The sequence below is a fragment of the Clostridium aminobutyricum genome, assembly GCF_017255415.1.
Taxonomy (GTDB): domain Bacteria; phylum Bacillota; class Clostridia; order Peptostreptococcales; family Anaerovoracaceae; genus Aminipila; species Aminipila aminobutyrica.
Genome location: NZ_JAFJZZ010000007.1, coordinates 93,385 through 104,794 on the forward strand (window position 1 = coordinate 93,385; position 11,410 = coordinate 104,794).

10 protein-coding genes and 3 tRNA genes are annotated in these 11,410 nt (G+C 40.5%); 1 reads left to right on the plus strand and 12 read right to left on the minus strand.

Annotation, left to right across the window (positions count from 1 at the left end):
* Window positions 1–298: 298 nt before the first annotated feature.
* Complete coding sequence (locus tag JYB65_RS12735; protein WP_206583064.1) at window positions 299–604, minus strand: ferritin family protein; 306 nt, start codon at window positions 602–604, stop codon at window positions 299–301.
* Between the two features lie 32 nt (window positions 605–636).
* Entirely contained in the window at window positions 637–1,131 is a 495-nt protein-coding gene (locus JYB65_RS12740; RefSeq protein ID WP_206583065.1) for a rubrerythrin family protein, read from the minus strand.
* 357 nt (window positions 1,132–1,488) lie between these two features.
* Here JYB65_RS12740 and JYB65_RS12745 point away from each other — a divergent pair, with 357 nt between their 5' ends.
* Window positions 1,489–1,935, plus strand: coding sequence for a GNAT family N-acetyltransferase (locus tag JYB65_RS12745; RefSeq protein ID WP_206583066.1), 447 nt, complete (start codon window positions 1,489–1,491; stop codon window positions 1,933–1,935).
* A 194-nt stretch (window positions 1,936–2,129) separates the two neighbouring features.
* On the opposite strand, the gene JYB65_RS12750 is transcribed toward JYB65_RS12745, so the two are convergent.
* From JYB65_RS12750 to JYB65_RS12795, 10 genes are all read right to left on the minus strand, one after another.
* A tRNA-Met gene (locus JYB65_RS12750) sits at window positions 2,130–2,205 on the minus strand.
* Window positions 2,206–2,245: 40 nt separating this feature from the next.
* Window positions 2,246–2,334: transfer RNA gene (locus JYB65_RS12755), tRNA-Leu, on the minus strand.
* Window positions 2,335–2,379: 45 nt separating this feature from the next.
* Window positions 2,380–2,454: transfer RNA gene (locus tag JYB65_RS12760), tRNA-Asn, on the minus strand.
* 194 nt (window positions 2,455–2,648) lie between these two features.
* Window positions 2,649–3,764 carry a tetratricopeptide repeat protein gene (locus tag JYB65_RS12765; protein ID WP_206583067.1) on the minus strand — a complete coding sequence of 372 codons (1,116 nt, stop codon included), beginning with the start codon at window positions 3,762–3,764 and terminating at the stop codon, window positions 2,649–2,651.
* 8 nt (window positions 3,765–3,772) lie between these two features.
* Window positions 3,773–5,287, minus strand: a complete 1,515-nt coding sequence (locus JYB65_RS12770) for a B12-binding domain-containing radical SAM protein (protein ID WP_206583068.1) — start codon at window positions 5,285–5,287, stop codon at window positions 3,773–3,775.
* 36 nt (window positions 5,288–5,323) lie between these two features.
* Entirely contained in the window at window positions 5,324–6,196 is an 873-nt protein-coding gene (locus JYB65_RS12775; RefSeq protein ID WP_206583069.1) for a radical SAM protein, read from the minus strand.
* Window positions 6,197–6,205: 9 nt separating this feature from the next.
* Entirely contained in the window at window positions 6,206–7,924 is a 1,719-nt protein-coding gene (gene argS / locus JYB65_RS12780) for an arginine--tRNA ligase (RefSeq protein WP_206583070.1), read from the minus strand.
* Window positions 7,924–8,370, minus strand: a complete 447-nt coding sequence (locus tag JYB65_RS12785) for a 2-thiouracil desulfurase family protein (RefSeq protein WP_206583071.1) — start codon at window positions 8,368–8,370, stop codon at window positions 7,924–7,926. Before JYB65_RS12785 ends, argS begins: the two co-directional genes overlap by 1 nt.
* A 9-nt stretch (window positions 8,371–8,379) precedes the next feature.
* Window positions 8,380–10,752, minus strand: a complete 2,373-nt coding sequence (locus tag JYB65_RS12790; protein ID WP_206583072.1) for an endonuclease MutS2 — start codon at window positions 10,750–10,752, stop codon at window positions 8,380–8,382.
* Between the two features lie 8 nt (window positions 10,753–10,760).
* Entirely contained in the window at window positions 10,761–11,327 is a 567-nt protein-coding gene (locus tag JYB65_RS12795; RefSeq protein WP_206583073.1) for a cell division protein ZapA, read from the minus strand.
* Window positions 11,328–11,410: the final 83 nt, after the last annotated feature.

Consider the following 11,410-nt stretch of genomic DNA (forward strand, 5'->3'; position numbering starts at 1 on the left):
ACGAAATAATTGACAAATATATAATTTATTCTTCTATATTTCTTACTTCCTTTATTAAAGCTTTGATCGCATTTATGTAGAAAGAAATATCTATATTTGCGGCTGCTCCACCAAATCCACCATCAAAATATTTCTTTACTGTACTGCTGTCCGGCACATACGCTAACAGAAGAGCAGCAAATAAAAGTTCTGTTACTTCCGTGCTTTTTACATAGTCTTCTATGCCTATAACAGAATGGTAACAGAACTTTCTTTGATTTCTTATTTTATTTATTGGTGCTTAGTCGACTAAGAATCTTTATTTTTTTAATTTCTCAATTTCTTCTTCAACTTCTTCAGCACCTTCCTGATAGAATTTTTCCTCTTCAGGATCAAGTTCTTTTAACAATCTCAAAAACTCTCCCGCGTGAACTTTTTCTTCATCAGCAATGTCCTTTAGAACTTCAATAGCTAATTCATTATCTGTCGATTCTGCCAATTGCATGTATAACTGAATTGCTTCATATTCTGCTGCAATCATAAATCGAATGGATCGAATTAATTCCTGGTCACTTATTTTACGATCTTTCGCTAGACCGGAAAAAGGATGTCCAAAATCAGGCATTTCTTTTACCTCCATATTCTACATTTTCTACATTAATATTTAATAAACTTATCTCCCGGAACACCGCAGATGCTGCACTTTTCGGGAACGAATTTTTCTATGTTTCCGCACACAGGACATAGATAATAGAAAATTTCCTCCGACTGATCGAGATTATCCAAAGCTTCTTGGTAAAGCTTTGCATGTACTTCTTCTGCTTTCATAGCAAAGGTAAATGACATAACCGCAGCATTATTGCCTTCTTCTTGTGCGATCTTGACAAAGTCCGGATACATATCTTTGTATTCATGCGTTTCGCCTGCCACTGCATCCTTTAGATTATCGGCTGTTGTTCCAACCTTTTTGGCAACGTCAAAATGCTTTAATGCATGCAATGTCTCCGCATCGGAAGCCGCTTTAAATAATTTTGCGGCATTCAGGTTGCCATCCTTCTCTGCCTTCTTTGAATAGGCCAGATACTTTCTGTTTGCTTGAGCTTCTCCGGCAAAAGCCTCCATTAGATTTTCAAGTGTCTTGTTTTCAGCCATTTTTCCCTCCTTCAATTCATTAATCTTAGAATTTCCAATAATCATTTTATATTTTCTTTTTGAGAAACCTATCAACTGATTTTGATTTTAATTCAATAGAATAGATAGTTGTTTCCCAGATTACACCATCTATTTTAACATATTTAGGGTTCCAAAGACACCTTAAGTTTATTCAAAATATTTTATGAGTATTTTGGTAGCGTTCAAGTTCCGTTTATATCCGCAATGGGTAGGAGGTTCAAGTTGACATTTCAAAATAGGAAATGATATTGTATTAATATAAAATTCAATTATTTACTTTCTTTTGAGTCGAATTTTTATTGAAAATATTAATGGAGAGGATTAGAAGGAGGATATATGGAAATCAGAAAAGCCACAAAATCAGATGCCGCTGCGGTGTTCACCTGTGCAGTTGAAGCGTTTAAAGACTATATTTTATTGATTGATCGAACACCGGGGCCTATGCTCGAAGATTATTATGAGGCTATCAAGCACCACCATGTTTTTGTTGCATCAACTAAAGGTTCTATAGATGGTTTTATTCTTATAAAGGATGGCAATGTTGACTTTATGTGGCTTGACGCACTGGCGGTATATCCGGGGTCCCGTAATGTAGGCGTCGGTGGATCATTGATCTCCTTTGGGGAAAAGTTTATCAAAAGTATGGGGAAATCAGAATGTCGCTTGTATACTCATGTAAAGTATGAGAGAAGCATTGCCATCTATCAACACCTTGGATATCAAATCTATGACCGTATTCAGGAAAATGGATATGATCGATATTATTTGAAAAAGGTTCTTTGATAGAAGAAGCTCCTCCTAACTTTAGAAGCCATATACTATACTATTATGGATGAACAAAAAAACAGTCGAGAAAATGATCGACTGCACTTACGGCACCTCTTGTTTTCTCCGGTTGTTGTACAATTGTTGTCAAATCCAATTTTAAAACCAAAAACAAAAAACCCTGAACTCGTTAGAATTCAGGGGAATTATCATGGTTGCGGAGTCAGGACTTGAACCTGAGGCCTCCGGGTTATGAGCCCGACGAGCTACCAACTGCTCTACTCCGCGATGTCTATTAGGGTCGTTAAACCCAAATCTAAAATTTAACTGGTGCCGGAGACCGGGGTCGAACCGGTACGATCGGTAAAGATCGCAGGATTTTAAGTCCTGTGCGTCTGCCAATTCCGCCACTCCGGCGCACCTTGTTGAGATATTGGACTTTACTCCAAATTGTTAATAGTTTGGCTCCAAGGGTGGGGCTCGAACCCACAACCTATCGGTTAACAGCCGAGTGCTCCACCATTGAGCTACCTTGGAACGCTTATCGTCAGCACTGACGACAAGATTTATTATAGTCCAAAACCTATGCTTCTGTCAACATATTTTCAACAATTTTTTTAAAAATATTTCAAGTCCATAAAAATATTGGAATATGTGGGTTTTTGTCCAATAAAAAAGGGTGAATTTAAGGAAACACATTCCCTTTTATTCTTTTTTCATTTTCCTAATGGTTAAGAAAAACTTGATTTTAAGTTCTCTTGTACGAGCTCTATCTTTTTTCGATATTTTACTTCATTATCTCGATCGCCATCCGAAGCATAAATATCAGCTAATGCCTGCATACTTTCTAAATGGCTCCCGTTTATCGTCAGTACCCGTTTAAAGCTTGTAACAGCCTCTTTTTTATCTCCCAGAGCTAGATGGGCAACCCCCAGATAGTAGGACAATGGCCACCACGTTTTAAACTGTGTCTTCAGAAACGGTTCTAAAATAGCTAACCCATACTCATATCTTCCGGCCATAACATCATTGCAGCCTTTTTCTATCATAATCGGATCCGCAATTTGCTTCATTCGTTCCTTAATTTCTTTTCGATCTTGTGAATTATGGGATTTATCTATGAAGTTTTTCCATGCAAGTTCGGCTTTTGTATAGAGCCCCATATTGATATAGGCATACCCTAAATAGTAATAAGCTTGCGCAAAGTTCGGGTGTTCTTCCGTTATTAATTCAAAATAATCAATGGATTCGGCCTTAAAGCGGCCAATATATTCCTCGTCGGTGCTCTTCAGGTACATTTCCCGGCACACCCTGGCATAACTGTACATACCATGAAGGTAATCCGGTTTCATGCAAAGCGTGGCTCTGAAATGGATACAGGCACTGTCAAAGTCTTCTTTTTCAGCTGCATCCCTGCCTTCTTTTAGGATTCCTTCATAAATCTTATAATTGTATAGCTTGAGTAAAAACGCAATATAGTGTTCCGTATACTTGAACTTCGGATCAATACCCATGATCCATGCCATATTTTCTGCTATATGTAAGGTGCTCAGGCCTTCTCCCCCTTGAAATGCCTCTAGGTCTTCCTGCCTAAGGGGAATGGGAACCCCTTTCATAAGATCCTTTGTTCCTGTTTTCTCCAAAAATGCATCAGAAAATTCATCGAATACAAAATTCGAACCATATTTTTTTAAATATAGACCTACACGATCCGGCCTTTTTCTGATATCTGTTTCCGAATCCGATCGGTTAACAGGATTGTCTAACCCCATTTTAGACAATAAAGTATTCCTTTTCGGTTCAGCGGCCTCTTGTTCTTTGTTCCGCGTATCTTTTAGTTTTTTCATTCTTTCACCTACAGGATAGCCCAGCCCTTTCTATCAAATTTCTTAATGGCATCAGGATTTAACGTATCACTCATATCCAGTATGAGTAGTTTCTTCACCTCATCTGCCGCACCTGGAAGACTCCTGTCTTTCCATGTTGCAAATTCAAAAAAAATGCGATATAAGTCTTCCTTCTTATGGGATCTGTTTTGATACCCTTTTAAATAAAAGAAGTATGCAAATTCTTCATAAAAATCGAATGCTGTTTCTGTAAAGTTCTCAATGGCATAACGAAGGGATCGGTCAAACCCCTTTCTGTTATAGTATAAATCCAATATATTTTCAACCATCTTGAGTCTAGCAATGCCATCTGCCGATATAAAGCGATTGGCTATCACTTCATAGGGTGCCACGTCACGGAACACATATTCATACATTTCCTTCTTTGCTCTCAGTTCAGTCCCTTTGAGCAGTTTTAAAAAGCCCAATTGAAATTGATCTGCGCCTAACGCATATACCCCATTAAAGGAGTGAACGAAAGAAATATAGTCTTCAAACGGCAACCCCGCAATCAGGTCCACATGGGTATGTACAGTTTCCACTGCAATAATGCGGCGGATGTTATGAAGAAGCCGTTCCGTATTCTTAGGGCGCCTTACTGCTTCCAACGTTAATGGATTTAAGCTCTGTATACCGATTTCCACCTGAAACAAGCCTTTTCTGGCAGACTTTAAAAGTTCTATAAACTCATCATTGATCAGCTCCGCACAGATCTCAAAATGAAAATTCGTCAATCCGTTATCGTTTTCCATCAAATATTTTATGATTTCATTACAGCGCTGTATGTCATAATTAAACGTTCGGTCAATAAATTTTACTTGCCTCACTCTACGTAGCAGAAAAAAGTTCAATTCTCTTTTGACTCTTTCTAACGGCAGCGGCCGAACATGCTTTTCGATGGACGATAAACAATAGCTGCAATTAAACGGACATCCTCTCACGGATTCATAATATACAATTCGATCATCAGCCGGTAGCAGTGCGCTGTACGGAAACGGAACCGTCTCAAAATGCTGAACATCCGCAGGCGGATTGACATAAATTTTCCCGTTTGAACGATAAATCAGCCCGTTTATTTTTTCGTATGCCTTGCCATTTGTCAAAGTCATCTCACAAAATTGTTTAAAAACCTCTTCTCCTTCTCCTACAATGATAAAATCAATAGACTTATGTTTTCGGAGAAATTCAATCGAATCATAGCTTACTTCAGGACCGCCCAGCAATATCTTTATGTCGGGCCGCGCCTTTTTAATATTCTCTGCCAGATAGATGGTCTTTGTCATGTTCCAAATATAGCAGGAAAAGCAAACAACATTATAGCCTCCCCTAATAATTTCCGTATAGACATAATCTTCATCGTTGTTGATGGTAAATTCCCTCATATCGATGAAGCGCCTGTTTTCCAAAGCAGACATATACAGATATTTTATGGCCAGGTTTGAATGAATATATTTTGAATTTAATGTTGTTAATAATATTTTCATACAAAGCTATTCCTTCTAATTTAAAATGTGAAATGGCTATAAAGCCCGGAAGCGTTCGTCCTTAATCAGGTTTGTATTGTGCAGGGCCGCACGCAGCTGATTGACCATTCGGTCTTTGTCGGCAGGCAATTCCCCTTTTAAGGAAACGTAATTCGACGCATGATTGCTTCTGAATACGCATGGTTTTGTTACATTGATGTTCTTGAGCATCAACATCGTTTCTGCAAGAACTTCTTCGGCCGTTAGGATCTTAAATCTGCCGGCTTGGATGTCATTATAAATCGGAGCGGCAGGTTCCACCATCAATGTAAGAAGCCCTACATAAGACGGCTGCATGGCCGAAATCATGCTTGCTGTTTCCAGCGCATGCTCTTCCCATCTGTCCGGTCCGGCTAAACCGGAAATAAAGGTAACCGAGGCCTGAATGCCGGACGCTTCAATCTTTTGAACCGCCTCAATCAGCTGTGCCCTCGTCACGCCCTTTTGAATGTCTTTCAGCACTTGTTCGCTGCCGGATTCCGCCCCGATATAAATAATACCGATGCCGTTTTTACGCAGTTCAATCAATTCCTCCGGTGTTTTTACCAGTACATCTTGAGGCGAACCATATACGCCTACTCGCTTACATTCCGGAAACAGTTTTTTAATATGCGCTAAAATGAGTAACAGTTTATTATTGGAAAGGCAGAGAGCATCACCGTCTGCCAAAAAAATTTTTTCCACATTTCTGTACGTTCTTCTGGCCATGTCTAAATCTTCTAATACTTCTTTTACGTCTCGAACGCGAAATTTTTTATCTTTAAACATGCTGCAGAAGGTGCACTTGTTGTGTGCACATCCGATCGTTACTTGAATAATCAGGCTATACGCCTCACTCGGGGGTCTGAAAATATTTCCTTCGTATCTCATACTTGCCTCCTACATTTTTTCTGGCGCTTGGATTCCCAATAGGTGCAGTCCGTTTTTGATCGTATTCTTTGCAGCGATTACAAGGGCAATTTTCGCTAATTTCTCAGCCTCATTATCCACCAGAATATATTCATCATGATAGAACCGATTGAAATTCTGCGCTATATCTACAATATGTCTTGTTACTACGGATGGTTCATATTTTTCGGCCGCTTCTACAACTACTTGCGGGAATCCATAAAGCAGCTTCGTCAGTTCATAGGCACTATCTCCCAGAACAAAGCTCATATCTAACGCAGAAACCTCTTTCGCTTTTTGAACAGCTTCATCGCCTGCTTTTCTTAAGATGCTTACAGCTCTTGCATGGGTGTATTGAACATAAGGCCCGGTTTCTCCTTCAAAATTAAGAACCTTATTCCAAGAGAATACATAATCCTTTATTCTGCTGTTAGACAGTTCTTGGAACATAACCGCGCCGATGCCTACCTGCGCTGCTGTCTCTTCCACATTATCGGTATTCACATTCTTTTCTAGAATAATTTCCTTGGTCTGCTCCACCGCTCTGGTCAGTACATCTTCCAAGAATACGACTCTGCCGTGTCTGGTTGACATCGTCCCTTCTTCCAAGCTTACCAGCCCAAATGGAATATGCACACAATCCTTTGCCCACTCACAGCCCATTAGTTCCACGATCTTGAACCATTGCTGGAAGTGCAGGTTCTGCTGAGAAGCTACCACATAGATATTCTTATAGAAGTCATACGTTTCTTTTCTATATACGGCAGCCGCAATATCTCTTGTAATATATAAGGTAGAACCGTCTTTCTTTGTAATAAGAGCTGGGGACATTCCGTACGGTTCCAAGTCAACGATTTGTGCACCCTCTGATGCTACCAATAGGTCCTTATCCTTTAGCCAGTCCAAAATTCTCCCCATCTTATCGGAATAGAAGCTTTCACCGGCATAGGAATCAAACTCAATACCGAGCATCGTGTATACACGGCTGAATTCCTTTAAGCTTTCATCTCTGAACCACTGCCAAAGCGCCACTTCTTCCGGCGAACCGTTCTCAAGTTTTGTAAATACCGCTCTTGCTTCATCATCCAGACTTGGATCGTTTTCCACTTCCACATGAAACTTCGTATAGTATTCCAGAAGAGTCTTAATCGGAGCATTAATAACATCTTCTTTATTTCCCCATTTTCTGTAGGCCACGATCATCTTGCCGAATTGCGTACCATAGTCGCCAAGGTGGTTGATTCGCACGGTATCATAGCCTAGGAAATCATAAATTTTATAAATGGAGTTACCGATTACCGTACTTCTGATATGTCCAATATGAAACGGTTTAGCAATATTCGGAGAAGAATACTCCACGATAACCGTTTTTCCTTTTCCAAGTTCGCTTCGGCCGAAAGATTCCGCTTCCGCTACCGCAGCAGAAACGACGTCCTGCACAAAGCCTTTTCTGGAAAGATACATATTGACATAGGCGTTTACACTCTCTACCTTGTCAAACAAATCAGCACCGGCCAGCTTTTCTGCAATATCTTTTGCAATCATAGGAGGAGCCTTTCGGAGGCTCTTCGCCAGCTTAAAGCAAGGGAATGCATAGTCTCCCATTTTTGTATCCGTTGGTACTTCTACCATTGAGGTAACCTCTTCTAAGGTTAAGCCTTCCACTGCTTCAAAAATTATTTCTGCAATTTTTAATTTATAATTGTTCATTATAACAAATCCTCCTTATGATCATTTTCACTGATTACGTTGATACCGTTCTTTTTCAGCAACTGTACGAAAATGCCGTCGCCTTGTACTGTTTTATGAGAAAAGGTGCCATCATAGATCACCTTGCTCCCGCATGAGGGGCTTTTCGCTTTCAAGATGGCCCCTTCTATTTCTTCACCAAGCTCTGAAGCCTTTTTTCGAGCCGCTTCCCAGACCAATGCAGCACCTTGTTCAAATGCTTCGGTCACATCGATTCCGTCCCTGTTCACAGCCCTTCCGTCAATAATTTCCGCCGGAGGTCTTGGGGCGGATAAGCCTCCCGCCATTTCCGGACATACAGGAAAGCAAGAATGAGTTTTGGTAAAGTCTGCAATCCACTCCGTATAATTATTGCCTCCGTCATATTTACAATTATCACCTAGAAAGCAAGCGCTTATAATAACCATCGTTTCCTCCTACTTTAATGTGACAACGGTCACGCCGTCTCCGCCTTCATTAAAGGCACCTTTTCGGTAGCTGTCCACGTGTTTATGTTTTTTGAATATTTCATGCAGTCCTGTCCGTAAAATGCCTTCTCCCCGCCCATGAATAACGGTTACCTCTTTTAATCCGGCCATATAGGCATCATCCAAATACTTATCCACATCCATCACCGCATCGTCCAGGTTTTTGCCTCGAACATTAATGGACAGGGAGATATTTTGAGCCTTGGAACGGTACAGATTTCCGTATTTGCTCGTCTTCGGAGCCGCTTTCTTTTTGGTCCCATCGTTAATTAACATTAGACTCTTAATATTGATTTTAGCCTTCAGCGAGCCTATCTGTACAAACAGGTCACCCTTATCATCCGGCAACGATAACAGTTCACCGTTTTGCCCCATTGTAAGCACTTTGACCCGATCACCAACTTTCAGTTTGCTCGCGTCAATTGGATTTTGGTTTTCTACGGTCTGAATCGTTTCCCTATATTTAGAATCCACAGACTTAATTCTTCTTCGGTTTTCATTGTACAGCGCATGCCGTTCTGCCGCGGAATCCATCTTATCCAAGTCTTTTAATTCTTTTTGAACTTGATCCGCCAGCTCTTTTGCTTCACGAACCATATCCCTCGCCTCTTCACGGGCCTTCATCAGAATATGTTCTTTCTGTTCTTCCAGTTTTTTAAGGCGTTTATCCAGCTCGTCTTTCTGCCGCTTCATTTCTGAATTGATAAGAATTGCCTCATCGCGTTCCGCTTCAGCAAGCTTTTTATCCTCTTCAATTTGCGTGATTACATTTTCAAATTCGATTTCACCTTTGTCTAGAAGGGTCCGGGCTTTCCTTATTATCTCACTTGGAAGTCCCAGTTTTTCAGATATCTCAAACGCATTGGATTTCCCGGGAATGCCGATGGTAAGTTTATAAGTCGGGCTTAAGGTCTCCACATTAAATTCCATCGATGCATTCTGCACACCGTGGGTCTCTATTGCGTATTTCTTCAGTTCGGTGTAATGCGTCGTAGCGATTGTATGCGCTCCCTTGCTGTATAAATCGTCCAAGACCGCAATCGCTAGAGCCGCCCCCTCTGTGGGATCCGTTCCCGCTCCCAGTTCATCCAGCAGCACCAATGTTTCCGAATCTGTTGATTGAACGATATCCACGATATTGTTCATATGAGAGGAAAACGTACTTAAACTCTGTTCAATACTCTGCTCATCTCCAATATCCGCATAAATCTTTGTAAAGACCGGCATGGTGCTTCCTGAACTCGCAGGAATGTGCAGACCGCTTTGTATCATCATCGCAAGCAAACCGACAGTCTTTAAGGTAACGGTTTTACCCCCTGTATTCGGCCCCGTAATCACGAGGGTGTCATATTCTTTCCCAAGTGATACATTGATAGGAACGACTTTTGCCTGATTGAGCAGCGGATGACGGCCGTTTTTAATATCCAACACACCCTCTTCACTCAGTTTTACATCCGTACCTTTGTGCCGGAGGCTCAGTTTTCCTTTTGCAAAGATCAAATCCAATTTGATTAATAATTCCTGATTGTTTAAAATTTCATGATAATGTTCTGCCACGTTCGAAGAAAGCTCGGCTAGAATGCGTTCCATCTCTGCTTTTTCAGCTAACTCCAATTCACGAAGTTCATTATTGAGCGTCACAATGGCTTGCGGTTCAATAAATAAGGTTGCTCCTGTCGACGATTGATCGTGTACAATACCGGGAAATTTAGCTTTGTGCTCCTGCTTTACAGGAATAACAAACCGTCCTTGCCGCATCGTCACAATCGCATCTTGCAGCAGTGTTCGATTATCCGATGAATTCAAAATTTGATTCATCTTATTTCGTACTGCTTCATTCTGCCGAATGATACTTCTTCTTATTTGTTTTAAATCGGGACTTGCATTGTCCGACATTTCATCTTCCGAAAGAATACAGCGGTCAATATTGGCTTCCAGATTCTTCTGAATCGAAATCAACTCCGAAATCTCGTGGATAATCGGCAATCTTGGCAAGTCACTTTTTAAAAAAGAAAAGACATTTTGAGCGACATGTAAATTATATAATATTTGAAGGAGCTGCTTCATGTTTAAAGTAGCCCCTTTTCTGGCCAAATGCAAGCTGTCTTCAATATCGTAGAAACTCCCCAGCGGTAAGTTTCCTTTATGCACAATAACGGAAACCGCTTCTGTGGTTTCCGCTAGTAATTCTTCGATTAAGGTCACATCAACCAAAGGCTTCATATCCGAAATGATTTTTTTAGCCATTTCCGAAGCCGCTTCGGCTTTTAACTGATCCATTATTTTGTTGTACTCAAGTACCCTATATGTTTTTTGATTCATTGGTTCTATTATTCCATCTTCCTTTTATAGCGATCGAGTTCACCTTTAAGCTGGATATTTTCCATCTGAATATCAAAGAAGCTGCTTTCCAAATCCTTATACTTTGCTTCTAGTTCATTGACCATATCACTGGAGGATTCCATGATCTGACCTTCTATTCTAGTCGCCTCTTCCCTCAGTGCTTTGATTTCTTGGTCACGCTCGTCAAGCAATTTCTGCAATTCCTCTTTCTGCTCTGTCATTTGCTTCAGATCTTCCTTGTATTGCACGAAATTTTTCTTTGCTTCTTCCCACAGCTGAACATAATGTTCAATGTCTTTCTCCGCTTGCTGGTTTGTCACTTCAAGATGCTGGAAACGCTCCAAGGCGCTGAAATAATCATCCGATATATTGACAGCCGCTAGTACTGCAATAGATGACAATGGTCCTGCTTGCAATGCCTGGGAGATTTCTTTCATTTTAATGTCTACGTAATCCGCAACCTTGATGATATGTTCTCTTGACTTGTTTCCTGTAATAGTATATTCCTGTCCGAAAATCTTTACGCTTACTTTGTTATTATCGTAGTTTTCCATATCAATATCCTCCCCTGACTTGTTAAATCCATGCAGACGAATCGATTATTCTGCCTGCATGAACTTGACAGCGCCATTTATAT